The 26,802-nt window shown below is 73.4% G+C and carries 23 protein-coding genes; 13 read left to right on the forward strand and 10 right to left on the reverse strand.

Annotated features, from left to right (window positions below):
* The first annotated feature begins 70 nt into the window (after positions 1-70).
* The 4 genes from NLX94_RS01660 (at position 71) to NLX94_RS01675 (ending at position 4,598) form a co-directional block, all read left to right on the forward strand.
* The gene (locus NLX94_RS01660) at positions 71-2,410 is read left to right on the forward strand and encodes an arylsulfatase (RefSeq protein ID WP_254380716.1); all 2,340 of its coding nucleotides are present in this window, start codon (positions 71-73) and stop codon (positions 2,408-2,410) included.
* A gap of 134 nt (positions 2,411-2,544) precedes the next feature.
* Positions 2,545-3,123, forward strand: coding sequence for a TetR/AcrR family transcriptional regulator (locus tag NLX94_RS01665; RefSeq protein ID WP_254380717.1), 579 nt, complete (start codon positions 2,545-2,547; stop codon positions 3,121-3,123).
* Between the two features lie 81 nt (positions 3,124-3,204).
* The gene (locus tag NLX94_RS01670; RefSeq protein WP_254380718.1) at positions 3,205-3,648 is read left to right on the forward strand and encodes a PaaI family thioesterase; all 444 of its coding nucleotides are present in this window, start codon (positions 3,205-3,207) and stop codon (positions 3,646-3,648) included.
* Between the two features lie 122 nt (positions 3,649-3,770).
* Complete coding sequence (locus NLX94_RS01675; RefSeq protein ID WP_254380719.1) at positions 3,771-4,598, forward strand: class I SAM-dependent methyltransferase; 828 nt, start codon at positions 3,771-3,773, stop codon at positions 4,596-4,598.
* Positions 4,599-4,656: 58 nt separating this feature from the next.
* Here the strand turns inward: NLX94_RS01675 and NLX94_RS01680 are convergent, their stop codons facing one another.
* The 8 genes from NLX94_RS01680 to NLX94_RS01715 form a co-directional block, all read right to left on the reverse strand.
* On the reverse strand, positions 4,657-5,166 hold the full coding sequence (locus tag NLX94_RS01680) for a GNAT family N-acetyltransferase (RefSeq protein ID WP_254380720.1): 510 nt from the start codon (positions 5,164-5,166) through the stop codon (positions 4,657-4,659).
* 69 nt (positions 5,167-5,235) lie between these two features.
* Positions 5,236-6,699: an oxygenase MpaB family protein gene (locus NLX94_RS01685; RefSeq protein ID WP_254380721.1), complete on the reverse strand. Its 1,464-nt coding sequence runs from the start codon at positions 6,697-6,699 to the stop codon at positions 5,236-5,238.
* Positions 6,696-7,382, reverse strand: coding sequence for a polyprenyl diphosphate synthase (gene uppS, locus NLX94_RS01690; RefSeq protein WP_254381205.1), 687 nt, complete (start codon positions 7,380-7,382; stop codon positions 6,696-6,698). Before uppS ends, NLX94_RS01685 begins: the two co-directional genes overlap by 4 nt.
* 336 nt (positions 7,383-7,718) lie before the next feature.
* On the reverse strand, positions 7,719-9,149 hold the full coding sequence (locus NLX94_RS01695; protein ID WP_254380722.1) for an NAD(P)/FAD-dependent oxidoreductase: 1,431 nt from the start codon (positions 9,147-9,149) through the stop codon (positions 7,719-7,721).
* Positions 9,150-9,209: 60 nt separating this feature from the next.
* Entirely contained in the window at positions 9,210-9,629 is a 420-nt protein-coding gene (locus NLX94_RS01700) for a thioredoxin family protein (RefSeq protein WP_374683883.1), read from the reverse strand.
* A 97-nt stretch (positions 9,630-9,726) separates the two neighbouring features.
* Positions 9,727-11,166 carry an aldehyde dehydrogenase family protein gene (locus tag NLX94_RS01705; protein ID WP_254380724.1) on the reverse strand — a complete coding sequence of 480 codons (1,440 nt, stop codon included), beginning with the start codon at positions 11,164-11,166 and terminating at the stop codon, positions 9,727-9,729.
* Between the two features lie 167 nt (positions 11,167-11,333).
* Positions 11,334-12,533 (reverse strand): thiolase family protein, encoded by a 1,200-nt coding sequence (locus tag NLX94_RS01710; protein WP_254380725.1) that lies wholly within the window; start codon positions 12,531-12,533, stop codon positions 11,334-11,336.
* Positions 12,534-12,861: 328 nt separating this feature from the next.
* Positions 12,862-13,884, reverse strand: a complete 1,023-nt coding sequence (locus NLX94_RS01715) for a LacI family DNA-binding transcriptional regulator (protein WP_254380726.1) — start codon at positions 13,882-13,884, stop codon at positions 12,862-12,864.
* A gap of 285 nt (positions 13,885-14,169) precedes the next feature.
* Here NLX94_RS01715 and NLX94_RS01720 point away from each other — a divergent pair, with 285 nt between their 5' ends.
* The 3 genes from NLX94_RS01720 to NLX94_RS01730 all read left to right on the forward strand — a co-directional run bounded on the left by NLX94_RS01720 (position 14,170) and on the right by NLX94_RS01730 (position 16,997).
* Positions 14,170-15,417 carry an MFS transporter gene (locus NLX94_RS01720; RefSeq protein WP_254380727.1) on the forward strand — a complete coding sequence of 416 codons (1,248 nt, stop codon included), beginning with the start codon at positions 14,170-14,172 and terminating at the stop codon, positions 15,415-15,417.
* Between the two features lie 48 nt (positions 15,418-15,465).
* Positions 15,466-16,161, forward strand: a complete 696-nt coding sequence (locus NLX94_RS01725) for an alpha/beta hydrolase (RefSeq protein WP_254380728.1) — start codon at positions 15,466-15,468, stop codon at positions 16,159-16,161.
* A 365-nt stretch (positions 16,162-16,526) separates the two neighbouring features.
* On the forward strand, positions 16,527-16,997 hold the full coding sequence (locus NLX94_RS01730; protein WP_254380729.1) for a type II toxin-antitoxin system PemK/MazF family toxin: 471 nt from the start codon (positions 16,527-16,529) through the stop codon (positions 16,995-16,997).
* Positions 16,998-17,074: 77 nt separating this feature from the next.
* On the opposite strand, the gene NLX94_RS01735 is transcribed toward NLX94_RS01730, so the two are convergent.
* Positions 17,075-19,105, reverse strand: coding sequence for a hypothetical protein (locus tag NLX94_RS01735; RefSeq protein ID WP_254380730.1), 2,031 nt, complete (start codon positions 19,103-19,105; stop codon positions 17,075-17,077).
* Positions 19,106-19,332: 227 nt separating this feature from the next.
* On the opposite strand from NLX94_RS01735, the gene NLX94_RS01740 reads away from it, so the two are divergent.
* Together NLX94_RS01740 and NLX94_RS01745 are read left to right on the forward strand one after the other, a co-directional pair.
* Positions 19,333-20,067 carry an RICIN domain-containing protein gene (locus NLX94_RS01740; protein WP_254380731.1) on the forward strand — a complete coding sequence of 245 codons (735 nt, stop codon included), beginning with the start codon at positions 19,333-19,335 and terminating at the stop codon, positions 20,065-20,067.
* Positions 20,068-20,225: 158 nt separating this feature from the next.
* Entirely contained in the window at positions 20,226-21,053 is an 828-nt protein-coding gene (locus tag NLX94_RS01745) for a dienelactone hydrolase family protein (RefSeq protein ID WP_254380732.1), read from the forward strand.
* Between the two features lie 15 nt (positions 21,054-21,068).
* Here NLX94_RS01745 and NLX94_RS01750 read toward each other — a convergent pair whose 3' ends face one another.
* Positions 21,069-21,914, reverse strand: coding sequence for a TIGR02452 family protein (locus NLX94_RS01750; protein ID WP_254380733.1), 846 nt, complete (start codon positions 21,912-21,914; stop codon positions 21,069-21,071).
* Positions 21,915-21,998: 84 nt separating this feature from the next.
* On the opposite strand from NLX94_RS01750, the gene egtA reads away from it, so the two are divergent.
* Genes egtA through egtD form a run of 4 tightly spaced genes read left to right on the forward strand, consistent with a single transcriptional unit; the run spans position 21,999 to position 26,636 of the window.
* Positions 21,999-23,384: an ergothioneine biosynthesis glutamate--cysteine ligase EgtA gene (gene egtA / locus NLX94_RS01755; RefSeq protein ID WP_374683884.1), complete on the forward strand. Its 1,386-nt coding sequence runs from the start codon at positions 21,999-22,001 to the stop codon at positions 23,382-23,384.
* Complete coding sequence (gene egtB / locus NLX94_RS01760; protein ID WP_254380735.1) at positions 23,381-24,739, forward strand: ergothioneine biosynthesis protein EgtB; 1,359 nt, start codon at positions 23,381-23,383, stop codon at positions 24,737-24,739. Before egtA ends, egtB begins: the two co-directional genes overlap by 4 nt.
* Positions 24,739-25,587, forward strand: a complete 849-nt coding sequence (gene egtC, locus NLX94_RS01765; protein ID WP_254380736.1) for an ergothioneine biosynthesis protein EgtC — start codon at positions 24,739-24,741, stop codon at positions 25,585-25,587. Before egtB ends, egtC begins: the two co-directional genes overlap by 1 nt.
* Entirely contained in the window at positions 25,584-26,636 is a 1,053-nt protein-coding gene (egtD, locus tag NLX94_RS01770; RefSeq protein WP_254380737.1) for an L-histidine N(alpha)-methyltransferase, read from the forward strand. Before egtC ends, egtD begins: the two co-directional genes overlap by 4 nt.
* Positions 26,637-26,802 lie beyond the last annotated feature (166 nt).

Consider the following 26,802-nt stretch of genomic DNA (forward strand, 5'->3'; position numbering starts at 1 on the left):
GTTTTTTCCGCTCAGGTTGCAATTAGCGTGGCTCCTCCCCCCTCCCCTCCCTTCCGAAGGAGCTCCGTCCGTGACCAGCCCGAGCGCTTCCGGCACCCCGAACCACCCCGATCCCTACGAAGGCTTCGCCGGACGGGTCGGCCGCACCTTCGCCGAGTCCGTGCCCTCCTGGCAGCCGCCACGCCGGCCCGGTGACCCTGCCCCGAACATCGTCGTGGTCCTCGTCGACGACATGGGCTACAGCGACATCGGGCCCTTCGGATCGGAGGTCCCCACTCCCGTACTCGACGAACTGGCCGAGGGCGGCCTCCGCCTGGCCAACTACCACACCATGCCCCTGTGCTCCCCCGCCCGCGCGGCGCTGCTCACGGGCCTCAACCCGCACCGCGTCGGGTACTCGACGGTCGCCAACTTCGACCCGGGCTTTCCCGGTTACGGCATGGAGATCGGCGCGGACGTCCCGACCCTGGCCGAGGTCCTGCACGACGCGGGCTACGCCACGTACGCCGTCGGCAAGTGGCACCTGACCCGGGACTCGGCGTCCAACGCCGCCGACGACCGGCGCAACTGGCCGCTGCAGAAGGGATTCGACCGGTACTACGGCGTGCTGGAGGGGCTGACCAGCCTCTTCCACCCGCACCAACTGGTCAGCGACAACAGCCCGCTGGACATCGACGAACTGCCGGACGACTACTACTACACCGACGACATCACCGACCGGGCCATCTCGATGGTGAAGTCGCTGCGCGCGCACGACCCCGACAAGCCGTTCTTCCTCTACGTGGCGCACAACGCCGTCCACGGCCCCCTCCAGGCCAAGCCTGCCGACATCGAACGCCGACGCGGACGGTACGACGGCGGCTGGGACTCCCTCCGCCGGACCCGCTTCGCCCGCCAGATCGCCGACGGCCTCTTCCCCGAGGGGACCGCCCTGCCGGAGCGCAACTCCGAGACGGGTTTCGACGTAGGCCCCTGGGACGAGCTGACGCCCGAGCAACAGCAGCGCTACGCCCGCTACATGGAGGTGTACGCGGCGATGGTCGACAACATCGACCAGAACCTCGGGCGCCTCACGGACACCCTGCGCGCACTCGGTGAACTCGACAACACCATCATCGTCTTCACTTCCGACAACGGCGGAACGGGCGAGGGCGGCGCCGAGGGCACGCGCAGCTACTTCAGCCGCTTCGTGCACCAGCCCGTGCCGGACGACTGGAACGAGGACGTCGAGCGGGACACCGACCTCATCGGCGGCCCGCGGAGCCTGGTGCACTACCCGCGCGGCTGGGGCATGGCCTCCAACACCCCCTTCCGGCTCTACAAGGGGCAGACCTACGCGGGCGGGGTGCGCGTGCCGTTCGTCATCTCCTGGCCCCGGGGGCTGCGGCGCACCGAAGGTGACTCCGGGATCCGGCAGCAGTACCAGTACGTCACGGACATCACCCCCACCCTGCTCGACCTGGCGGGGGTGCACCGTCCGGAGGTGTGGCGCTCACGGCCGGCCCAGGAACTCGACGGAGTCAGCTTCGCCGCCGTCCTCGGCGACGGGCGCGCGCCCAGCGCGCACACCGAGCAGTACTGCGAGATGTCCGGGAACCGGAGCTACTACCGCGACGGCTGGAAGCTGGTCACCCTCCACCGCCCCGGCGCGCCGTACGACGACGGCGAATGGGCGCTGTACGACCTGCGCACCGACCCGACCGAGACCACCGACGTCGCCCGGGACCATCCGGAGGTGGTCAAGGAGCTGGCGGCGGCCTGGGAGAGCGCCGCCTGGCGCAACGGCGTCTTCCCCCTCGCCGACGGCAGCGGCGCACTCGCCCTGCGCAACCCCGCCGAGGAGCGCTTCATCCGCCCCGTCACCCTGCTCGCCGGCACGCCCGAGCTGGAGCGCTACCGCTCCTCCCGGCTCATCTCCTTCCGCTCCTTCGACGTCACCGTCGCCCTCGACGACCATGCCGCCACCGACCAGGGCGTGCTGGTCTCCCACGGGGACCAGGGCGGCGGCTACAGCCTGTACGTGGAGGACCGGCGACTGTGGTTCGCCTACAACGAGTACGGAGAGCTGCACGAGACGGACGCGGGCCCCCTGCCCGCCGGGCGGCGGACGGTGACGCTCTCGGCCGACGCCGTGGAGGGCCTGCGCTGGGAGTTCCGCATCCTGATCGACGGCGTGGAGACCGGCCGCTCGCCCAGCGTGCACCAGCTCATCGGCATGGCTCCGCTGCAAGGCATCAGCGTGGGCGTGGACCGCAGGTCCCCGGTCTCCTGGCCGGTCCACGAACGCCACCGGAGCTTCCGCTACTCCGGCCGGCTGCGCTCGGTGACCTACACCCCCGGTGCGCAGGCGCCCTACGACCCTGCGCTCGTGGCGCGCGCACTGCGGGAGGCGGCCGCCGCTTTCGAGTGAGGGCGCGCGAACCCTTGCATGTTCTATGCCATACACCATAAGTTACTGAGAGGTAGCCCAGCCGGGCGGACCATACTGACGGTGCGAAGGCGGTGGAGCGGGTGAGTCCGCGCAGGAGTGACAGCCGCGACCGGATGATCCTCAGCGCCGCCGCCCTCCTGCCCGAGTACGGGGCGAGCGGTACGAGCATCGACCGGGTCCTCGCCCACAGCGGAGCGCCCCGGGGCTCGGTGTACCACCACTTCCCCGGCGGTCGGACGCAGCTCATCGACGAGGCGGTGGCCCTGGCCGGGGACTTCATCGCGGGCCTGATCGACGCCATGACGCGGGCCGGTGATCCGGTGGCCGCCATCGACGCGTTCTTCGTCCTGTGGCGGGACCGGCTCACAGAGAGCGATTTCCGGGCCGGCTGTCCGATCGTGGCGGTGGCCGTGGAGACCAACGACGACGCACCCCAGCTCGTCCGTTCCGCGGCCGCCGTCTTCGCCCGCTGGCGGGACGCCCTCGCGGCCCTCTTCGTCCGGCACGGCCTGACGGAGGAACGCAGCAGGAGGCTGGGCTCCTTCGTCATCGCCGCGGCCGAGGGCGCCGTCATCATGTCCCGGGCCGAGCGGAGCACCGCTCCGATCGAGGCGGCCGCCGCCGAGATCCACGACCTGCTCCTGCACGCCCTGCGCGACCGCGGCGAAGCCGAACCCCCGCCCCGCCCGTAGCCCGCACGCGCCCGCCCCACGCACCCACCGCCGCCGTCGCCGCGACGGCACCCCGCCCCACCCCACCCGAGGAGACCGCACGTGACCACCACCGACTTCGCCGCCATGACCGGCCTGGAACTGATGCAGTGGGTGCAGACGGAACGCCCCACCGACATTCCCTCCATCGGCCGGCTGCTGGGCATGCGCTTCGACGAGGTCGAGCACGGCCGCATCGTCGTCTCCCTCGACACCCGCCCCGACTTCGCCAACCCCCTCGGCACCGTCCACGGCGGCATCGCCGCCACCCTCCTCGACTCCGCCATGGGCTGCGCGGTCCACACCACGCTCCCCGCCGGGACCGGCTACACCACCCTCGAACTCAAGGTCAACTACATCCGCGCCGCCCGCACCGACGGACAGGTACTGACCGCCGAGGGCAGCGTCATCCACGCCGGCCGCCGCACCGCCACCGCCGAGGGCAAGGTGAGGGACGAGCAGGGCAAGCTGATCGCCCACGCCACCACCACGTGCATGATCTTCTAGCCCTCGCACCCCGTGCAGTCCTCGTACCCCGTGCGGTCCTTGTCCCCCGTGTGGGCGGAGCACGGGACCACCCCCGCGGCGTCGCCATCCCCGGGACCCGCACAGGCGCTAGTCATGGGGGCATGAACAACGAGAGCGCGCCCCCGCCCCCCGATGCCCTCAAGGCGAAGCACCGCGCGATGTGGGCGCTCGGCGACTACCCCTCCGTGGCCTCGAACGTCGTCAACGAGCTGGGTGGCGAGCTGGTACGGGCCTGCGGCATCGGGCCCGGCGACCGCGTCCTCGACGTCGCGGCGGGCTCCGGGAACGCCTCCATCCCCGCGGCCCTGCTCGGCGCCGAGGTCACCGCCTCCGACCTCACGCCCGAGCTCCTCGAGGCCGGCCGCCGGCTCGCGCAGGCGCAGGGCGCCCGGCTGGACTGGCGGGAGGCGGACGCGGAAGCCCTGCCCTTCGCGGACGGCGACTTCGACACGGTGATGTCCTGCGTCGGCGTCATGTTCGCCCCGCACCACCAGGAGACGGCCGACGAACTGGTCCGCGTCTGCCGGCCGGGCGGCACCATCGGACTGCTCAACTGGACCCCGGAGGGGTTCATCGGGCAGATGTTCGCCACGATGCGCCCCTACGCCCCACCGCCGCCGCCCGGAGTCCAGCCGCCGCCCCTGTGGGGCGACCCGGAACACGTGCGCTCCCTGCTCGGGGACCGGGTGACCGGCTTCGACGCCCGGCGACAGTCGCTGCACGTGGACCGCTTCGCCCGGCCGGAGGAGTTCCGGGAGTACTTCAAGGCCTGCTACGGGCCCACCATCGCCACGTACCGCTTCGTCTCCGAGGACCCCGAGCGGGTGGCCGCCCTCGACGCCGCCCTCGACGACCTGGTCGCCCGGCACCTCGTCGACGGAGCCATGGACTGGGAGTACCTCCTGGTCACGGCCCGGCGGGCCGGCTAGGCCGTCGCCGTCCCTTTCACCGTGCGTCTCGTCGTCACACCCTGCACGCCGCGCGTGCCTACGCGGGTGGGGCGACGGGCCAGGTGTATTCGAACTCGGGCAACTCGAAGCCCTGCTCGAACCGGCAGACACGCTCGTCGGTGCGGAGGGCACCATGCCGCTCGTAAAAGGCGATGGCGCGCGTATTGGCGCGCAGCACTTCCAGGTAGACCGAGCTGCCCGGGTGTTCATCGGCTGCCCATGCCAAGGCGTGCGCCAGCAGTCGACCTCCGATCCCGGACCCGGTGCGGCCCGGCCTGGCGTGCAGGTTGTCCAGCAGGAGTCGGCCGTCGGATTGGGGGATCAGATACGCGAACCCTTCTACGTCAGCCGCTCCCGCCATCACGAACAGCGCCGCCCCCGGGTGCGGCTCGTCAAGTCGGCCGAGCCAGAGCTCCAGGCGGTCTTCGAGGAGAGGGCCGGCAAGGAAGCTGCCGGGCATGATTCCCGCATAGGCCGTACGCCAACTCTCGGCATGCAGGGCCGCAACCTCGGCCGCGTCGCTCCTGCGGCCCGTCCTGATCTCCATGGGTTCCAGCCTCGCCCACGAGCAAGGACGATGCCACATCAAGGGAGGTGAAACGGCTAACAGTGTCCGTCAGGCGTCGGCGAGGATCGGGTCGTACGGCGTACCTGTGCGGCGGCCGGCCATGAAGGAGAGGAAGTCACCGACGAAGGCGCTCTTGCCGTACGCGCCGTCGGCGGTGGTGAGGTCCCGGTGGAAGGCGGTACGGAAGAGGGTCCGGTACTCGTCCGCGTCGATCCTCCCGTTGCCGTCCTTGTCGGTGGCGTCGAAGAGGACCTCGGCAACGCGGATGAGTGCGGGTCCGGCGAGGGAGGGGACAGCGGTCGCGTACTCTTCGGCGCTGACTCGGCCGTCGCCGTCCGTGTCCAGGGCGGCCTGGAGTTCGCGCCACCAGGCGGCGAAGGCATCGTAGAGCCGGGTCTCCTCGGGTTCGTCCAGGTCGAGGCGGGTGGAGAGTTCGCGTGCCATGGCAGCGAGGTCGGGCCAGTCGAGGTGGCCGTCGCCTGTCTGGTCCAGCACCCGGCGGAAGAACTCCTCCGCCGGGCGTCGGTTCTCGTCCGTTCCCCTCGACGGTGCCGGTTCGAAGTCGGCGTCGCCGCTGAGCGGTGTGAGGAGGCGGAGCAGGGCCGATGCCCGCTTCATGCGGGCGCGCAGGGCGGTTACGGTGCGGGCGCGGGGGTCGTCGCTGTCGGGCGAGAGCGAGAGGGTTTCGATGATGGTCTCGGCGTTGATCCAGCCCTCGGGCAGGAATCGGGTCAGCCCGGCAGCGAGGTAGGCGCCCTGCATGAGGGTCGCGGCGCCCGGCATCTCGGGCAGGCCGGCCCGGCGGCGGTAGGGCTCGGGGAGCGAGGCGACGGTGATCGCGCCGAGGAGCGGACCGACCACGGCGCGGCCGGCTGCCCATAGCGTCGGCGCGCCGTCGAGCAGCGCGGGAGCGGGCAGGTGGTCGAAGAGCCGGTAGAGGATGACGCGGGCCGCCTCGGTGTTCTCCAGCTCGTTCTCGACGACGCGGTCGAAGTACGGCCAGAAGTCGTGCAGGTCCTCGGGGAGTTCCGCGGCGTCGCCGTCGAGCGCGGCGAGGTACGCACGGTACTCGGCGTACATCCGCTCCATCGTGTCCTGGTCCAGCGGCTGGCCGCTCAGCCGGCACATGGTGACGGCGCTCTCGAAGAGGGTGGCGACCACCCAGGCGCGGGTCGCCCGGTCCATCGCGTCGTAGGCGCGTCCGCGTGAGTCCGATCCGCTCATGCGCGCGTGCAGCCGGTTGAGCCGGGCGGCCTCCCGTTCGCGTTCTGCCTGGTCGGCGCCGAACATGCGCCGCATGCTGAGGAAGGTGTTGCGCAGTCGGCGCCAGGGGTGGGTGACGAAGGTGGAGTTGTCGGCGAGGGCGGCGCCGATCTGAGGGTGAGCGGCCTCCAGGACGGTGGCGCGGATGATGGCTAAGGCCCAGCGCGGGTCGTCGAAGAAGGTGGCGAACTGCGAATGCGGCCCGAACAGGGTTGCCCCGTCTGCCGTTCCCGTGGTTTCGGTGGTCATGATGGGTCTCCGTTCGTCCGGGCGGCCACGCCGCCGAAGCGGCGGTCGCGGTGCCGGTAAGCGTGCAGGCAGGCCAGGAAGTCGGGGGCCCGGAAGTCCGGCCACAGCACCTCGGGGAAAACCCACTCGGCGTAGGCGACCTGCCAGAGCATGAAGTTGGAGATGCGCTGCTCACCCGAGGTACGGACGACCAGGTCCACGTCGGGGGTGTCGGGGAAGGGCAGGTGGTCCGCGAAGAGTCGCTCGGTCACTTCGTCTGCGGGCGTCCCGCTGAGGATCAGCGACCTCGCGGCCTCGACGATGTCCCGGCGCCCCCCGTGGTCGAAGGCCACGGTCAGCGTCATCCCCCGGTTCTCGGCGGTCAGTACCGCCACGTCCTCGAAGTCCTGGGCCAGTGCACGGGGGATCCGCGGGTCGCTGACGCCGAGGAAACGGCAGCGGATACCGCGCGCGAGCAACAGCGGCGCGTGCTTGCGCACGACCCGCCGCACCAGACGCATCAGGAATTCGACCTCGGTACCGGGGCGGTTCCAGTTCTCGGTGGAGAACGCGTACAGGCTGAGCCACTCCACGCCGGCGGTCCGGGCCGCCTCGATGACATCGATGACCGCGGCCTCCGCCGCCCGGTGACCCGCCGTACGGGGAAGCGAACGCCGTTGCGCCCAGCGCCCGTTGCCATCCATCACGCAGGCCACATGCCGCGGCCCCGCACTGGACGGCGGCCCGCCCGGCGGATCGTCCGTCACCACACGTGCGCGCGGGACTCCGCGGTCCGTCACGCCCGGCCCTGCGCCTCCCGGCGCGGCGCGACCAGCCGTCCCCTGCTCTTTCACTTCCACCCCGCCCTGCCCAAGCTCCAACGGCGCATGCCCTCTTCGGAGTCTGACAGTGCGAGAGGACCATGATCGGCCGAACGAGCGGCCATCACCTTTGACTCGTACGTTCGATTCCATCCGAGTGGTGAAGCGAGGAACCCACGCACACCGCAGGTCTCCGGCATCCGTCCTGAGAGGCGGTGGCTATCCTCTGTACGCCTCCAGCAGCCGGAGCCAGATCTCGCTGATCGTCGGGAACGCCGGGACCGCGTGCCACAGTCGCCCGATGGGCACCTCTCCCGCGACCGCGACGGTCGCCGCGTGCAGGAGCTCGGCCGCGCCCGGGCCGACGAAGGTGACGCCGAGCAGCACCTCGCGGTCCAGGTCCACCACCATGCGGGCCCGGCCCCGGTACCCGTCGGCGTACAGGCCCGCTCCGGACACCTTGCCCAGGTCGTAGTCCACGGCCCGGACCCGGTGCCCGGCACGCTCCGCCTCCGCGAGGGTGAGGCCCACCGAGGCGGCCTCCGGGTCGGTGAACACCGCCTGCGGGAGGGCGTGCGTATCGGCGGTGGCCGCGTGCGCGCCCCAACGGCCGCTGTCCAGTGTTCCGTTGCCCGCCGCCCGGGCGGCGATGACGGCGCCGGCGATCCGGGCCTGGTACTTCCCCTGGTGGGTGAGGAGCGCCCGGTGGTTGACGTCGCCGACCGCGTACAGCCAGTCGGTCCCCGGGACCCGGCAGCTGTCGTCCACCGCGATCCACCCGCCCGGGGTGAGGCCGACGGTGTCGAGCCCGATGTCCTCGGTGCGCGGGGAGCGCCCCGTCGCCATCAGCAGCTCGTCGCCCTCCAGCGTCTCGCCTCCTTCGAGCACCACCGTGACGGGCCCGGTCGAGCCGTCCCGTACGACGGACTCGACGGCCACGCCCGTACGGACCACCGCGCCCGCCTCGCGCAGCGCCTCGGCGACCAGTTCCCCCGCGAAGGGCTCCATGCGCGGCAGCAGCCCGGAGCCCCGTACGAGCACGGTCACCTCGGAGCCGAGGGCCTGCCAGGCCGTCGCCATCTCCGCGGCCACCACCGACCCGCCGACGATCAGCAGCCGGCCCGGCGCCGCCTGCGCCGAGGTGGCCTCGCGGCTGGTCCACGGCCGGGCCTCCCCCATGCCCGGAAGGTCCGGGATCACGGCCCGGGTGCCGGTCGCGACGACGACCGCGTGCCGGGCGGCGAGCACGTGGTGCTCCCCCTCCGGGCTGGTGACGGCGACCTTGCGGATCCCGTACAGGCGCCCGTGCCCCCGGTACACGTGGGCGCCGACCGACTCCAGCCAGTCGATCTGGCCGTCGTCCTTCCAGCTCCCGGTCCAGTAGTCCCGGTGTGCGAAGACCGCCTCCGCGTCCAGCGGACCGGTCACCGCCCCCGCGAGACCGGGCACCCGGCGCGCGTCGGCCCGGGCCAGCGCCGGGCGCAGCAGCGCCTTGCTGGGAATGCAGGCCCAGTACGAGCACTCACCGCCCACCAGCTCGCTCTCGACCAGCGCCGTGCTCAGCCCGGCGGCGCGGGTCCGGTCCACGACGTTCTCGCCGGCCGGACCCCCGCCCAGGACCACTACGTCGTACTCCACCGCTTCGCTCATCGGCCCAGTCTCACCGCACGGCGGGGGGCCGTCACGTAATCGGGCGTCCGGCGTGCCGGATCAGGCGTCCGGCGTGCCGGGCTCCCCGGCCGTGGCGCCGCCGGCCTGCTCCGCGGCGATCTGCGTCCGCACCTCGTCCATGTCCAGCGCCCGGGCCTGGGCGATGAGGTCCGTCAGCGCCGCCTCGGGCAGCGCGCCCGGCTGCGAGAAGATCGCGACCTGGTCCCGGACGATCATGAGCGTCGGGATCGAGCTGATCTGGAAGGCCGCGGCGAGCTCCTGCTGCGCCTCGGTGTCCACCTTGGCGAAGAGCAGGTCGGGGTTGGCCTCGGCGGCCTTCTCGTAGACCGGGGCGAACTGCAGGCAGGGACGGCACCAGCCCGCCCAGAAGTCGATCAGGACGAACGAGTTCTCGCTCACCGTCCGGTCGAAGTTCTCCTTGGTGAGTTCGACAGTAGCCACGGTTTTCCAGACCTCCACAGTGCGGTGCCGCTCGTTTCCCTGAGCTGCTTGTTCTCCCTGAACGAACGGCCGGCGCGAAGCATTCCTGACCGCGCCCGCGGACTGGATCCGCGGACTAGAACGGATGCCCGCCCGGGGTGGCGCGGAGCGTGGTCCAGCGCAGCTCGGTGAAGGCGTCGAGGTTCGCCTCGCCGCCGAACCGGGCGCCGGTGCCGGACGCGCCGACGCCGCCGAAGGGGGCCACGGCCTCGTCGTTCACCGTCTGGTCGTTGACGTGCGCGATCCCGACCGGGATCCGCCCCGCCAGGTCCAGCCCGCGCGCCGCGTCCCCGGTCACGATCCCGAGGGAGAGCCCGTAGGGGCCGGCGGAGGCCAGCTCCACGGCCTCGTCCTCCGTCGCGAAGGACCGTACGGGTGCCACGGGGCCGAAGACCTCCTCCGTGTAGGCCGGGCTGTCGTCCCCGGCGCCCGCCAGCACCGTCGGCCGGTAGAAGAGCTCCTCGTGGGCGCCGCCCGTGACGAGTTTGGCGCCCTGAGCGGTGCTGGCCTCGACCAGGCCGTGCACCCGGTCCAGCTGGGACCGGTCGATGAGCGGCCCCAGGTGCACCCGCTCGCGGTACGGGTCCCCGACCGCGAGTTCCTCCGCGCGCGCGGCGAGCCGCTCCACGTACTCGTCGTAGAGCGAGGCGTGCACGAGGTGCCGGCCGGCCGTCATGCAGATCTGGCCCTGGTGGAAGAAGGAGCCCCAGGAGGCCTGTGCGACGGCCGCCGCCACGTCGGCGTCGCGGAGCACGACGAGCGCCGAGTTCCCGCCCAACTCCAGGTGCGCCCGCTTGAGGTGACGGCCCGCCAGCTCACCGACCATGCGGCCGCTCGCGGTGGAGCCGGTGAACGACACGACCCTGACCAGGGGATCGGCGACCACCGCCGCGCCCGTCCCGGCGCCGCCGGGCAGGACGTGCAGCAGTCCGCCCGGCAGGCCGGCCGCGGCGAAGACGGCGGCGAGCGCGAGCCCGCCGCTGACCGCGGTACGGCGGTCCGGCTTGAGGAGCACCGCGTTGCCGAGGGCGAGCGCGGGCGCGACCGAGCGGATCGAGAGGATCAGCGGCGCATTGAAGGGGGCCACCACCCCCACGACACCGACCGGTTCGCGGCGGGTGAAGGACAGCCGCGGCGCCTCGCTCGGCAGCACCTGCCCGGCCGGGCGCGAGGCCAGGGCCGTGGCCTCGTAGCACTCCTGCGCGGCGACGTGCAGCTCGAAGTCGGCCTTGCCGGGGATCGATCCGGACTCCCGGACCAGCCAGTCCCGCAGCTCGCCGGCGTGGGCGGTGAACAGGTCACCGGCCCGGCGCAGCACGGCCGCCCGCTCCAGGTGGGTGGCCCGGGCCCAGTCCCGCTGGGCCGCGTGGGCCCGTACGGCCACCTCCGCCACATCGGCCGGGGCGGCCAGGTCGATGGTCGCGAGGGTCTGGCCCGTGGCCGGTTCGAGGACCGGGGCGGTGCCTCCGGTGAGGGTGGGTCCGTCCTGCCAGAGCGTCGGATCGAGGAGCGGCATGGCGCAGGGCCTCCGGATGCGGGGAGCGTGGCGCGGGGGGTGGCGGCAGCACGCGCCATCGTGCCACCCCACCGCACCGGGGGCATCAATTCTCTTCGCTTGCGGAACAGTTGGCGCCCGACTATGACCGGAAACGATCGCCATCCCGGAGTCGGGTCAGCACAGACTCAGCGCTCCAGAACGAGGGCGATCCCCTGCCCCACACCGATGCACAGGGCGGCGACCCCGGTCCCGGATCCGGCCGCCGCGAGCTGGTGCGCCACCGAACCGGCCAGCCGGGCGCCCGACGCACCGAGCGGGTGCCCGATCGCGATGGCCCCGCCGCGCGGGTTGACCACGGCCGGATCCAGCTCGGGCCAGGCGGCCAGGCATCCCAACGCCTGTGCGGCAAAAGCCTCGTTGAGCTCGAAGGCGGCCAGATCCGCGAAACCGCGGCCCGCCTTGGCGAGCGCGCGCTCGACGGCCTCCACCGGCCCCAGCCCGAAGAGCTGGGGCTCGATCCCGGTGACGGCCGACGCACTGATCCGGGCCAACGGCTCCCGGCCGGTGGCGGCGAGGCCCTCCTCGTCCGTCAACAGCAGTGCGGCGGCACCGTCGTTGAGCGGCGAGGCGTTGCCGGCCGTGACCGTGCCGGTGCCGTCGCTCCGGAAGGCGGGCTTCAGCCGGGCGAGCGCCTCGGGCGTGGAGCCCTCGCGGATGCACTCGTCGCGCACGAGGTCCACACCCGCGTACGGCACGACCTCGGCGTCGTACTGCCCGGCCGCCCAGGCGGCCGCCGCCTTGCGGTGGCTCTCCAGCGCGAAGGCGTCCTGCGCCTCGCGGGTGATGCCGTGCTTGTCGGCGACGAGCTCGGCTCCCTCGCCGAGGGAACCCGTCCACTCCGCCGGCATGCGGGGGTTGGTCATCCGCCAGCCGAGCGTGGTGGACCACATCTGCTGGTGCCCGGCGGGGAAGGCACGCTCCGGCTTCTGCACCACCCAGGGGGCCCGGCTCATGGACTCGACTCCCCCGGCGATGGCGACGGAGGCGTCGCCGAGCGCGATGGCGCGGGCCGCCTGGACGACGGCTTCGAGCCCGGAGCCGCACAGGCGGTTGACGGTCACCCCGGGCACGGTGACGGGGAGCCCGGCGAGCAGCACCGCCATGCGGGCCACGTCGCGGTTGTCCTCGCCCGCGCCGTTGGCGTCCCCGAAGACGACGTCGTCGATGCGGGCCGGATCCAGTGCGGGCGTACGGTCCACGAGCGCGCGCACCACGTGGGCGGCCAGGTCGTCGGGGCGGACCCCGGCGAGGGCGCCGCCGAACTTCCCGATCGGGGTGCGGACGGCGTCGACGACGTAGACGTCGCGGACGGTACGGATGCTCATGGAGTCCCTCCGGGGCGAACGGGAGGCGGCGCGGCACACCGACACCACTGTCCGGCCCGGCGCACGCTCCGCCCGCGCCCGGTGGGGCGCGCCCGAAGTCTCCGCCCCTCTGCCCCCGCTGTCAACGGCCCCCTGACCTCACCGGGCCCCCGACCTGCACCGACCGCGGCACCACTACCGGGGGCCGGCCAAATCCAGCCCCGCCGGCGTTTGAGGCGCGGGGTCTGGGGCGGAGCCCCAGGGGTCCGGCCGCAGCCCCCGGCCCTCGGGCGCTACCGGCCCGCCGCCGGGGTCCGGGCCGCAGCCCCGCGGAAACAGACCGGCCGGCTCACGTCGAGTCGCGCGGCACCGCCACCGCAGCCATCAGGTCACGCCTGCGCACCGCCGCCGCGGGCTCCCGTACCGCCTGGTCCACCAGCGCCGCCAGCTGCTCCCCCGTCGGCATCTCGATCTGCACCGTGCTGAGCCTCGGCCGCAGCAGCCGCCCGATCAGCAGGTCGTCCGCGCCCATGACGGCCACGTCCTGCGGCACCCGCAGCCCGACGTCCTGGAAGGCCCGCATCAGCAGCATCGCGTACTCGTCGTTGTACGCGAAGGCCGCCTCCAGGCCCAGCGACCCCCACCGCTCCGCCAGCTCCGCCGCCGATTCCTCCGAGTAGGCCATCCGCAGGGGGACGACCTCCGCCCCCGCCACGGACCGCGCCCCCGCCAGCCGGGGCGTGGAGAACAGGCCGAGCCCCTCCTCCTCCGGAACGACCACACCGATCCGCCGTCGGCCCCGCTCCACCAGGTGCTCCGCCGCCCGCGCGCCGACCTCCGCCTGGTCCATGACCAGCGCGTGCGCCCCGGGCACGGCCTCCGGCCCCATCGTCAGCACCGCGCGCGCCCCGGCCCGCTTCAGCGTCGCCACGTTGTGCGCCGACAGGGTGATCTCCCCGAGGGAGAGCACCGCGACCGGCCGCAGTTCTGCCCAGGCCCGTGCGGCCTCGTCACCGGTGAGGCCGAGGCTGCCGTACTGGACCACCGTGTAGTCCAGGGCGCGCAGCGCCCACTGCAACTCGTTGAGGAAGGTGCTGTACAGCGGCCCGATCGGCACGTGCGAGGTGGGCAGCAGCACGATGCGCGTGTGCCCGGCGCGCAGGCTGCGTGCGGCCGCGTGGGGGACGTAACCGAGCTCCTCGGCGGCCTCGCGCACCTTGCGGCGGGTCGGCTCGCTGATGCGTACGGCCTCCGCGTTGTTCAGGACGTACGAGACCGTCGCGCGCGACACTCCGGCGAGACGGGCGACGTCGGCGCTGGTCGGAACGGGCGGCTGCGACGGCGGTGTGGGGGGCTTCGATGACTGAGACATTGCCGTGGCATCTTTCCAGACCGTTTGTGCCCGGGGGCTAGCGGATGGCCGGAAACCAATGCTACACAGTGGTTACACGATTCACTGACACGTGTAACCAAGGCGTCACCCGGGCTTCACCAAGGGTGTCTCCCCACGTGCCGGTGACGTGCCCCGCCGTGCCGCCGCCCTGCCGCGTTCCGTCGCACCCCCGCCGTCGCGACAGGGCGGCGCGCACTCCTCCCCGCACCCCTCAGCACCCTCCCCAACCCCTCGTTCCTTCCCTCAACTGCCCAGGAGGGCACCGTGGCCCTTTCCTCCCCCGGCACCGGCACCACCGCCGCCACCGACACCTCCGCCCCCGCCTCCCGGCGCGGCCTGCTCCCCTTGCTGCTCGTCGGCAACGGCGCCATGTACGCCCTCTACATCGGCGTCGCCGGCGTGCTCCTCGCCCTCCAGGTCGAAGACATCGACGCGGCGAACAAGGTCTCCAACTTCGGCCTGATCGCGGGGGTCTCGGCGATCTTCGCGACGGTCTTCAACCCCGTCGCGGGCGCCCTGTCCGACCGCAGCGGACGGCGCAACCCCTGGATCCTGGGCGGCGGACTCGCCGCGATACCGGCGATGTTCCTGCTCGGCGTCGCGGACACGATCCTGCTCATCACCATCGCCTGGTGCCTCGGCCAGGCAGTGATGAACATCTACCAGGCCGCCATCACCTCCGTGGTCCCCGACCGGGTACCGATGAGCGCCCGCGGCAAGGCCTCCGCCGCCGTCGGCCTCGGCCTTCCGCTGGGCTCCACCATCGGCGCCCTGATCGGCGCGGCCTTCTCGGACGACTACCGCACCGGCTACCTGATCTTCGGCGCGCTCGTCGCCGGCGCCGCCGTCCTGTTCACCGCCTGCACCCGCGAGGAGCGCCGCCCGGCCAAGCCCTCCCTGCCGGTCAAGGCCCAACTGGCCGCCTTCGCGAGCGCACTCAACGACCACGACTTCCGCTGGGCATTCATCGGCCGGGCCCTGCTGGTCCTCGGCTACTTCGCGGTGAGCGGCTACCAGCTGTACATCCTCCAGGACCACACCGCGCTGCCCGCCGGTATGAAGCCGGAGGCGGCCGTAGCGATCATGATGCCGCTGACGAGCGTGGCGATGGTCGTCTCCACCGTCCTCGGCGGATGGCTCTCGGACAAGTACGACCGCCGCAAGCTCTTCGTCGGCGCCTCCGCCCTGCTGTCCGCCATCGCTCTGGTGATCCCCGCCCTGTCGACCAGCTGGACGGCCATGCTGGCCTTCGCCGTGATCAACGGCCTCGCGTTCGGCTGCTACATGGCCGTGGACACCGCCCTGGTCACGATGGTCCTCCCCAAGGCCGAGGACGCCGCCCGCGACATGGGCGTACTGAACATCGCCAACGCCGGCCCCCAGATCGTCGCCCCCTTCATCGCCTCGGTGATCGTGTCCCTGAGCGGCGGCTACACGGCCCTGTTCATCACGGCCGCCGCCCTGGCGGTGGCCGGCGCCCTGGCCGTCAAGCCGATCCGCAGCGTCCGCTAGGACCGCCGCGCTCCCCCACCACTCACCCTTGCTTCGAAAGGCACCACAGTGCAGCTCCACACCCACACCTGGGGCGAAGGCGACCGCATCGCCCTCCTGATCCACGGCATCATGGCCGACCACCGCACCTGGCGCCGGGTCGGCCCCGCCCTGGCCGATCGCGGTTACCGCGTCATCGCCGTGGACCTGCGCGGCCACGGCGCCAGCGGCCGGGGCGAGTACAGCCCGGAGGCCTTCGCCGACGACGTGGCCGAAACGCTCCCGACCGGCGCCGAACTCGCCATCGGCCACTCCCTCGGCGGCCTCACCCTCGCCAAGGCGGTCGACCGCCTGAAGCCGCAGCGCGCCGTGTTCTCCGACCCCGCCTGGCACCTGGCGGAGCTCGGCGAGGGCTTCGGCCCCGAGATGTTCGCCCAGTTCAAGTCCGCCCCCAAGGAGCAGATCCAGGCGATGAACCCGCGCTGGGAGGAGGCCGACGTGGACATCGAACTGGCCACCCTGGCCGTCTGGGACGAGGCGACCGCCCTGAGCCTGGCTCCGCTGATGGGCGCGGACCTGCTGCCGGCCGCGCCGGTGGTCCCGTCCCTCGTCCAGCTGGCGGACCCGAGCTTCCTGATCTCCCCGGAGCGCGCGGCGGTCCTCAGGGAACGCGGCTTCGAGGTCCGCTCGGTCACCGGCGCCGGCCACACGATCCACCGCGACGACTTCGACGGCTTCATGGCATCACTGGAGGGCTGGATCTAGAGCCGCACGCCCGTGTACACGGGGTCCCCGGGGATGGCCGCCGCTCCCCGGCGGCTCCGCACCGGGGAGAACCCGCCGAAGCAGGCACGGGCATCCCCGACAAGGCCGCCCCTCCCCCCACTTCCCCCCGGCCATTCCCCGGGGGGATCCCGGAAGTCTTGTGTTGTTCCGTGGTGGGACGGTCCGTCAAGGGTGGCCGAAGGCCATCGCGGAGCGACGCGACGCAGGAGCGCCCTTGACGGACCGTCCCACCACGGAAGGACGCTCGACTGCCGGGACGCCGCCCGGCACCCCTCGCAGCCACCGACCCGCCCGCAGCACGGCCCACCCCCGTCACCACCCGCCCACCCGGTAACCTCGCCCGAATGACGGCACTTTCGCACCAGAGCAACCCCAGCAACGGTCAAGTCGAGCAGCCCGGACGCGACGGCGTCACCGCGACGGCCGAGGCCGATCCGAACGCCATCGGGCCGGTGCAGACCTCGTACGCTCCCGATCGCGACGGGGATCCCGATCCCGGTGAAATCGTGTGGACCTGGGTCCCGTTCGAAGAAAACGACGGGCGGGGCAAGGACCGGCCGGTGCTCGTCGTCGCCCGGGAAGCGAGCGGCACGCTCCTGGCCGTACAGCTGTCCAGCAAGCGGCACGACCACGACCGCGAGTGGGTCCCCATCGGCACCGGGCCGTGGGACAGCGCGGGACGGGAGTCCTGGGTGGACGTGGACCGGGTGCTGCGCGTACACGAGGACGGCATGCGCCGCGAAGCGTGCGCGCTGGACCGGACCCGATTCCAGCTGGTCGTCGACCGACTCCGCGAGCGCTACGGCTGGCGCTAGGGGGTGTCCGCAAAGTCCCGCCTGCCCCGCGGGCGGCCGGCGGGACTTTGCGGACACCCCCTAGCCGTCAACGGCGGCTACGCCACCGGAAGCCGGTCCACCACGGGAAGCCGGTCCACCACGGGAAGCCGCTCCGCCACCGGAAGCCGCTCCGCCAGCACCGCCAGCCCCCGCCTCAGCCGGCGGAAGTAGGTGGCACGGCTGAGGTGCACCTCCCGGGCGGCCTGCGGATGGGTACGGGGCCGCCCGCTCAGGTAGTACGCGCGCAGGATGGCCCCCGCCTCGGCGTCGGCGGGGGCGTCGGCCAGCGCCAGTTCCAGTACGGCGTTGTCCAGCCAGTCGCGCAGGGCCTGCGCGCTGCCCAGCCCCGTGCGGCCCAGCAGCGGGCTGCGGGCCAGGGCCCGCGGGTCGCGGACACGCGCCAACGCCCAGGCAACGGCGTCCGAGGCCCCCACACCGGAGCCATCCGCCCCCGACGCACCCGCACCACCCCCACCCCCACCCGGCGCAAGCGTCCGCATCCAGGCCGAGAGCCCATCCGGGGTGAAGTCGTGGCTGTAGACCTCGGGCCGCCGCCCGCAGCGGTAGAAGTCGTCGCGGATGCCGCCGTGCGGGCGGAAGCTCAGCGCGCGCAGCAGCGTCTGGTAGTCGGGGCTGGCCGTCGACACCACCAGGTGTCCGGCGCGCACCGCCTGCCCCAGGATGTCCCGCAGGATCTGCGCGTGGGCGACCGGGTCCGCCGCGTACGCGGCTCCGAGGAACAGCCCGCCAGAGTCGCCGCGGGCGCCGTCCAGGAGGCCGGTGGCGTGCTGCTGGAGAAGGGGTTCGATACCGGCCTGCGTGCCCCGCGCGACGGGCAGCAGCGCGGCCAGCCCCACGGGCCGGCCGTCGCGGTCGCGGGCCAGCCGGAAGGCGGCGGGGCCGGCCGCGTCCAGCCACTGGCCGGTGATCCGCTCGCAGCGCCGTACGTCGAACCCCCCGCGCACCGCCCATCCGCGCATCAGCCGGCCGATGTCCTCGGTCTCCCCTGTACGGGCGGGTCCGATCGCGGCGGAGTCCTCGGCGGGCGGGAACAGCGAGCCGCGCAGGGTCGGGTCGCCGGACAGGAACAGGCCCTGTTCCACCAGCCGGGCCCGCTCCCGCGGGTCGTGGCGTTCGGTCAGCAGGGCCCGCCGGTAGTCGGCGGCGCGGCCGCGGAGCCCTTCGTGGTGCTGCGGGCGCCGCCACTGGTAGGCGAGTTCGAACAGGGTGCGGAAGGGCTCGCGGACCGCCAGCCCGAGCCGTTCCCGGCGTACGAGGCTCAGCCCGGCCAGCGCCGAGAACAGTTCCGGGCCGCCGCTCAGCAGCCGCTCGTCCCCGGCCCGTACGGTCGCCAGCAGGCGCAGCGCGTGCCGCCAGCGCCCGCCCCCTCCGGCAGGGCCGGCCGCCGGGCGTTCGCGGTCCAGCCGGAGCAGCACCTCCTCGGTCATGGCGTCGGCGACGGCCCCGGGTGCGTCGGCCGGGGTGCCCGCGAGCAGCGTCCGGGCGGCCAGCTGGGCCAGCAGCGGGTTCCCGCCGGCCAGCCGGACCGCCAGAGCCACCGCCTCGGGGTCCTCCAGACCGTTCGCACGCACCTGGGTCTCGACGGCCGCCGCCCGCGCAGGTCCGAGGGTCAGGGTGGTCAGGGGCCGGTCCGTCCAGCCCGCGGCGGCCCGCAGGGGCCGCCGGCCGACCAGCAGCAGCGGCCTGACCGGTCCGGGCGTCCCGGCCAGGTGGTCCTCGAGGGCGGCGGCGACGGCCTCGGGATGCCCCGGACCGTCCACGCTGTCGACGAGCAGCGGCCCCGCACCGGGCCCGGCCGCCAGCGCGGCGCGGACGTGGGAGGCCGCCTGCCCGGCCCGTAGCCCGGCCAGGTCCACGGCATCCGCGACGGGCAGCCGCCGGGCCAGCCGGGACTTGCCGCTGCCGAGCGCCCCGCCGAGGTGAACGGGCGGCCCGGCCTCCAGGGCGGCCCGCAGCGCCGCGAGCTCCTCGCCCCTCTCCCCCGGTCTCTCCCCGGACCTCTCTCCGGGCCCCTCCCCGGGCCCCTCCCCAGGCCCCTCCCCGGACCTCTCCTCGGATCTCTCCACGCTCTTCCGACTCTCCACGTTCTCCCGGCCCTCCACGCTCGCCCGGGACGATACCGACCCGGCGTTCGACCTGGTCAGCAGCTAACCGGCCGTTCGCTGGCCGGAGTTGAGACCACGGTGAGACTGTCCGGCCGCGCCGCGCGGCTACTGTCGAGCCGACCGCGGGCCCGGCGGCACCCTCCTTCCCGGTTCAACCAACCGAACCCCTCTTCCGAAAGGAGCCACGCGTGAAGCTGGCTCGATGGCTCTCCGCCGCTGCCGCCGCCGTGTTCACCGTCACGGCACTCTTCGCCTCCCCGGCGGCCGCCTCCCCGGCCGCCGCCACGTCCACCTCGGCCGCAACCTCGGCCCCGACCGCCCCCAAGTACTTCACCGGCACCGGCTACGGCCCGTACAACATCGCCGTCGACGGCGCCTGGAACAGCGCCTACGGCCAGGCCGTGGGCGAGGGCTACGAGACGTTCCGCTGCTCCAGGACCAACGGTCCACGGGCGATGCCGATCGGCGGCAACGGCTACTACCAGGTGCTCGTGGAGATCTACTGCAACCCGGCGCCGCCGGCCGGATCCGGGCAGATCGTCGGCGTGCATTCCGGCAAGTGCCTGGACGTCAAGGCCGCGGGCACCAAGGACGGCACCCCGATCCAGATCTACGACTGCAACGGCACGGACGCCCAGGCCTGGAAGCTGGAGAGCGACGGTACGGTCCGCGCGCTCGGCCGGTGCATGGACGTCCAGTTCGCCAAGACCGAGAACGGTGCGCTGATCGGGCTCAACTCCTGCCACCAGGGCCTGAACCAGAAGTGGGAGGCGATCCCGGGCGGTCTGCTGCGCAGCGTCCACTCGGGCAAGTGTCTCGACGCACTGGGCTGGGCCACCGGCAACGGCGCCCGTGTCGGCCTGTGGGACTGCAGCCCGACGCACACCAACCAGCAGTGGCGGGGCAGCGCGCTCGGCACCTGATCCGGGCGGGGGCCGGGGGCTCCGGCCCCCGGCCCCGGCATGCGCTCCCGACTGGTTACTCACTGGTAGCCAAGCTCCCACCGGGTGCTGTACGTTCCCTCCCGTCACCGGAACGTCAACGTCAACGTCAACGTCATCGACGAGTGAGGCGGCCGTCCATGGCGGACCACGATCTGTCGGGCTTCGAGCACGGCGCGTTCACCCACGAGGGCAGCACGCGTCCCGTCCTGCGCCGCGGCAGCGGGCCCGCGGTGATCGTGATGGCGGAGATTCCCGGGATCACCCCGAAGGTGCTGGAGTTCGCCGAGCGGGTGGCCGCGCTGGGCTGCACCGCCGTGCTCCCGGTGCTGTTCGGCACGCCCGGCCACGACCCCCACCCCACGGCCCACGGCCTGGCGCGGGGTGCGCTGTACACCGCATCCAGCCTGTGGAACGTATGCGTGAGCCGGGAGTTCAGCATCCTGGCCACCGGCCGGAGCTCGCCCGTCGTGAACTGGCTGCGCGCGCTGTCCGCGTACGAGCACCAGCGCTGCGGCGGCCCGGGGGTGGGCGCCGTCGGCATGTGCCTGACCGGCGGCTTCGCCCTCGCCATGGCCGTCGACGAGCACCTCCTCGTGCCCGTCCTGTCGCAGCCGTCCCTCCCCCTGGGGATCACCGCCCGCCGGCGCGACGGCATCGACATCTCCCCGGAGGACCTCGCCACCGTCCGGGGACGCTGCGAGCGCGAGGGCCTGCAGGTGGTGGGGCTGCGCTTCAGGAGCGACCGGCTCACGCCCGGCGCCCGTTTCGCGTTCCTGCGCCGCGAGCTCGGTGACGCCTTCGTCGCCGTCGAGCTGGAGGACGAGGACGCCAACCCCGAAGCCGTGCTGCCGCCGCACTCCGTCCTCACCGAGCATCTCGTCGACCGGCCCGGTGAGGCCACCCGAGCGGCGCTGGACCAGGTGCTCGACCTCCTGCGGACCCGCCTGCTCCCGGGCCCGGCCTAGACCTGTCCCTGCCCCCTACTCCTCCCCCACCCCGGCCAGCACCCGCTCGAAGGCCTCCCGCGTCTCAGGCTTGCGGTCCAGCACCCCGAACACCACCCGCTCGAACACACCGGCGAACGGTCCCGCCAGCAGGCCGCGGAAGGCCTCCGCCACCTGGGCGGGTTCGTTCTGGAAGACCCCGCACCCCCAGGCCCCCAGCACCAGCCCCCGGTACCCGTGCAGCGCCGCCACCTCCAGGACCAGCCGGGCGCGGCGCTCGAGGGCGCCGGGGATCTCGGGCACCCGGTCCGGCTCCTGGCGGCGGATGGTGCCCGCATTCGGGGCCGGAGAGGTGAGGAATCCCGCCCGGAAGGGGGTGTCCAGCAGCTCGCCCCGGTCGTCGCGGAAGACGGGGACCCCGGGCGAGTGAATCACCCGGTCGGTGTAGAAGGTGCTGACCTCGGCGCGGTGGACCGCGTAGTACTCCGGGGCCTCCAGGAGGGTCTCGTACAGCGCCGATGCGCGGCAGAGGGCCTCCTCCTGGGCCTTGGCCCCGCGTACGTAGCCGCCCCCGGGATTCCGGGCCGAAGCGAAGTTCAGGACGGCCACCGAAACGGTCCCGGAGTCCTCCGGATACTCCCCGGCGAGCCTGCGGGCGGCGACCGTGCTGCTCTCGCCGGTGACCTCGACGACGGTCCGGCGGGCGTCCCGCGCGTCCGGCTCGCCTGGAATCACCCGCTTTGGCCCATATATCCTGGTTCCTGCCTTGGCCTCCGCCACGGCGGCGGCGAGCGACACCCGCCGTCCCGCCCGCGTCCGGTAACCGCCGGCCGCCACGATGTCCGCATTCTCCCGCGCGATCTCGCGCAATCTGCCGCTCATACGGCGATCCTCGGCGCTCCGGCAGGGCGCCCGCAAAGGATTTGTGCCCCAAGGGACGGGTAGGCACGGGTGATGTCACAGCCGATGTCACAGTCGACGACACGAGACGAGGGCCCCGTCGTGCCCATGGACTCACTCACCCCACTGACCGAAGCCACAGCCGAAGAGTTGATACACGGCATCTGCTTCAAGACCGGCCCGCCCCGCCTGCTGGGCGCGGAGCTCGAATGGCTGGTGTTCGACGCCGAACGACCCGGCCGGCCCGTTCCCCAGGACCGCCTGGCCGCCGCGCACGACGCGGCCCGCGCCCTGCCCCTCGGTTCCCGCGTCACCGTCGAGCCCGGCGGTCAGCTGGAGCTCAGCTCGGCCCCCGCCACCTCCCTCACCGGCTGCATCGACGGACTCCAGTCCGATCTGGCCGCCGTCCGGGAGGCCCTGCGCCCCCAGGGGCTGGAGCTGCGCGGACTCGGCCAGGACCCGCGGCGGCCGCTGCGGCGGATGCTGGCCAGCCCGCGGTACGAGGCCATGGAGACCTACTTCGACCGCACCGGCCCGGCCGGGCGGGCCATGATGCGCGCCTCGGCCTCCGTGCAGGTCTGCGTGGACGCCGGTCACGAGGAGCCCGGCCCGCTGGGTCACGGCAGGCGCTGGCGCCTCGCCCACCTCCTCGGTGCGGTGCTGGTCGCCGCCTTCGCCAACTCCCCCGCGCACGAAGGACCGTACGCCGGCTGGCGGTGTGCCCGCCAAGGGGTCTGGAGCGACCTCGACACCCGGCGCTCGCTCGCCCCGCCGCTGGAGGCGGAGCCGCGCGGCGCGTGGACCCGGCAGGCGCTGGACACCGAGGTGATGTGCGTGCGGGCGCCCGAGGAGGGCGCACCGTGGGTGGTGCCGCGCGGGCTGACCTTCCGCGACTGGGTGCGCTCCGGCGGCGGACACCGGCCGCCGACCGCCGCCGACCTCGACTACCACCTGACCACGCTCTTCCCGCCGGTACGGCCCCGGGGCCACCTGGAGCTGCGGATGATCGACGCACAGCCGGGCGAGGACGGCTGGCTGGTCCCGGTGGCCGTCGTGCACGCGCTGTTCGACGACCCGGAGGCCGCGGAGACCGCCTACCGGGTGGCGAAGGGACTGGCCGACTCCTACGGCGCCCGGCCCGCGCCGCGCAATCCGCTCTGGCGGTCCGCCGCCCGTGACGCCCTGTCCGACCCGGAGCTGCGGTCCGCGGCCCGCACCTGCTTCCGGGCCGCGCTCTCGGCGCTGCCCCGGCTGGGAGCCGGCGGCCAGGTCGTCGACACCGTCGGCGAGTTCACCGAGCGCTACGTGTCCCGCGGCCGCTGTCCGGCCGACGACCGGACCGGACCGCAGCACCCGCAGGCACCGGAACACGGGCACCCACAGGCCCGCCCGTCGGTGCGTCCGCACCCGCGAACCCGACCGCAGCCGGCCGGCGAGGAGGCCCGCTCATGACCGCCGAACCGGAGCTCCTGCGCGAGCGGGCCGCCGCCGCCCTGACCGCGGCGCGCGTCCGCACGGCCGGACTCACCGACGCCGTCAGCGAGGCGGAACTGACCGCCCAGCACTCCCCCTTGATGTCCCCGCTGGTCTGGGACCTCGCGCACATCGGGAACATGGAGGAGCTCTGGCTGCTGCGGAACGTCGCGGGCCGCGAGTCCATGCACCCCGAGATGGACCCGCTCTACGATGCGTTCGAGCATCCCCGTGCGGAGCGCCCGAAGTTGCCCCTGCTGAGCCCCGACGAGGCCCGTCGGTACGCCGCCGAGGTGCGCGGCCGGGTCTTCGACCTCCTCGACCGCACCCCCCTGGAGGGAACGGCCCTGCTGGACGGCGGCTACGCCTTCGGGATGATCGCCCAGCACGAACAGCAGCACGACGAGACGATGCTGATCACCCATCAACTGCGGCAGGGCGCTCCGGTGCTCGCGGCGCCCGACCCGGATCCCCCGCAGGGACCGCCGCCGGCGGCGGCCGAAGTGCTCGTACCCGCGGGCCCGTTCACGATGGGCACCTCAGCCGAGCCCTGGTCCCTGGACAACGAGCGGCCCGCGCACGTGCGCGAGGTCGAGGCGTTCTGGATCGACACCGTCCCGGTGACCAACGCCGCGTACCAGGAGTTCATCGCGGACGGCGGCTACCGCGAGGAGCGGTGGTGGGAGGCGCCCGGCTGGGCGGAGATCCGCCGGCACGGGATCGAGGCCCCGCTGTTCTGGCACCGCGAGGGCGGCGGCTGGCTGCGCCGCCGCTTCGGGGTCACGGAGCCGGTGCCGGGGGACGAGCCGGTGCTGCACGTGAGCTGGTACGAGGCCGACGCGTACGCCCGCTGGGCGGGGCGGCGGCTGCCGACCGAGGCGGAGTGGGAGAAGGCGGCCCGCCACGATCCGGCGGCCGGGCGTTCCACCCGCTACCCGTGGGGCGACGCGGACCCCACTCCCGCGCACGCCAACCTCGGCCAGCGCCACCTGCGGCCGGCCGCGGCGGGCTCCTATCCGGCCGGGGCCTCCCCGCTCGGGGTGCGCCAGCTCATCGGCGACGTGTGGGAGTGGACGGCTTCGGACTTCCTCCCCTACCCCGGTTTCCGGGCGTTCCCCTACCGCGAGTACTCGGAGGTGTTCTTCGGCCCGGAGCACAAGGTGCTGCGCGGCGGCTCCTTCGCCGTGGACCCCGTGGCCTGCCGGGGCACCTTCCGCAACTGGGACCTGCCGGTGCGCCGGCAGATCTTCTCCGGGTTCCGGACCGCGCGCGGCGCCGCCCCCGCGGGCTCCACAGGTTCCGCAGGCCCCGCGGGCTCCGCCGGGCAGGCCTGATGTGCCGTCATCTCGCCTACCTCGGGGCCCCCGTGAGCCTCGGCCGGGTCCTGAGCGACCCCGAGCACTCGCTGGTCCGGCAGTCGTGGGAGCCGCGCCGCCAGCGCCACGGCACGGTCAACGCCGACGGCTTCGGCGTCGGCTGGTACGCGGAGGGGGACCCGGTGCCCGCCCGCTACCGCCGGGCCGGGCCGATCTGGGGCGACCTGACCTTCAGCGACCTCGCCCGGGTGGTCCGCAGCGGGGCCGTGCTGGCCGCCGTACGGGACGCCACGCGGCCCGGGGCGGACGGGGAGGCGGCGGCCGCGCCCTTCGCGGAGGGGCGGTGGCTGTTCAGCCACAACGGCATGCTGCGGGACTGGCCGGACTCCGTGGCCCCGGTCGCCGCCGGGCTGCCGCCACAGGAACTGCTGTCGCTGGCCGCCCGTACGGACTCGGCGCTGATCTGGGCGCTGGTCCTGCACCGGCTCCGATCGGACCCGGGCCCGGAGCCGGACCTCGGCGCGGCGCTGGCCGGCGCGGTGGGGGAGCTGGCCGGGGCCTCACCCGGATCCCGGCTGAACCTGCTGCTGACCGACGGCCGGGCCGTCGCGGCGACGGCCTGGGGGGATTCCCTGTGGTACCTGGCCGACGCGGCGGCGCGGCGCACGGTGGTCGCCTCGGAGCCCTACGACGACGACCCGCGCTGGTGCGAGGTACCCGACCGGACCCTGCTGACCGCCACCCGCACCCAGGTCGACCTCACGCCGCTGAAGGCGACCCCGGCCGGGCCACCGCCCGCACCGGAGAACGCACCGCATGCACCGCACGCACGGCCCGCACCGCACCAAGGAGACGAAGGCCAGTGAACGACTTCCAGCTGACCCGCACCCTCGACGAGCACGCCGCCGAGACGGCGCTGAGCGCGGACGTCCGCGACGGGCTGACCCGGTCCCCCAAGTCGCTGCCGCCGAAGTGGTTCTACGACGCACGGGGCAGTGAACTCTTCGAGGAGATCACCCGGTTGCCCGAGTACTACCCGACGCGCGCCGAGCGGGAGATCCTGCTCGAACGGGCCCGGGAGATCGCCTCGGTGAGCGGGGCCCGCACCCTGGTGGAGCTCGGTTCCGGCTCCTCGGAGAAGACCCGGCACCTGATCGAGGCGCTGCCCGCGCTGGACACGTACGTACCGGTGGACGTGAGCGAGAGCGCGCTGGCCGGGGCAGCGAAGACCCTGCTGGAGGAGCATCCGGGGCTGCGCGTGCACGCGTTGCTGGCCGACTTCACCCGCGCGCTGCGGCTGCCGGACTCCCCCGGGCCCCGGCTGGTGGTGTTCCTGGGCGGCACGATCGGGAACCTGCTGCCGGCGGAGCGGGCCGTGTTCCTGGCGGACGTACGGGCGATGCTGTCGCCCGGGGACGCGCTGCTGATGGGGACGGACCTGGTGAAGGACCCGGCCGTGCTGGTGGCGGCGTACGACGACGCCCAGGGGGTGACGGCCGAGTTCAACAGGAACGTGCTGTCCGTGGTGAACCGGGAGTTGGGCGCGGACTTCCACACCGCCGACTTCGCGCACGTAGCGGTGTGGAACCGGGAGCACGAGTGGATCGAGATGCGGCTGCGGGCCCGGAGGCAGGTGGTGGTGAAGGTCCGGTCGCTGGATCTGGAGGTGCCCTTCGAGGAGGGCGAGGAGATCCTGACGGAGATCTCGGCGAAGTTCCGTCAGGAAGGCATCCGCAGAGAACTCGCCTCTGCCGGGCTGGAGTTGACCCATTGGTGGACGGACGCGGCGGGCCGCTTCGCCCTGTCGCTGTCGGTGGCGGACGGCATCGGCGCGGACGGCTGGGAGGGCACGCCGGACAGCAGTGGCGCCACCGCCGGTGACACGGACACCGGTTCGGCGAGCACGGCCGCCTGAGCCGCGGCCGCGAGGTCCCGCCGGTGCGCGTACCGGCCCGGCGGGATCCGCGGCAGCAGCCGCACCTCGGCGCGCACCCCGCGGGCCCGCGCGATCCGCCACAGCGAGGCGGTCAGCGGATCGTCCCCGACGAAGGCGGGCGCCCCGGCCGGCCCCCCGTCGTCGA

The sequence above is a fragment of the Streptomyces sp. TBY4 genome (assembly GCF_024213195.1).
Lineage (GTDB): Bacteria > Actinomycetota > Actinomycetes > Streptomycetales > Streptomycetaceae > Streptomyces.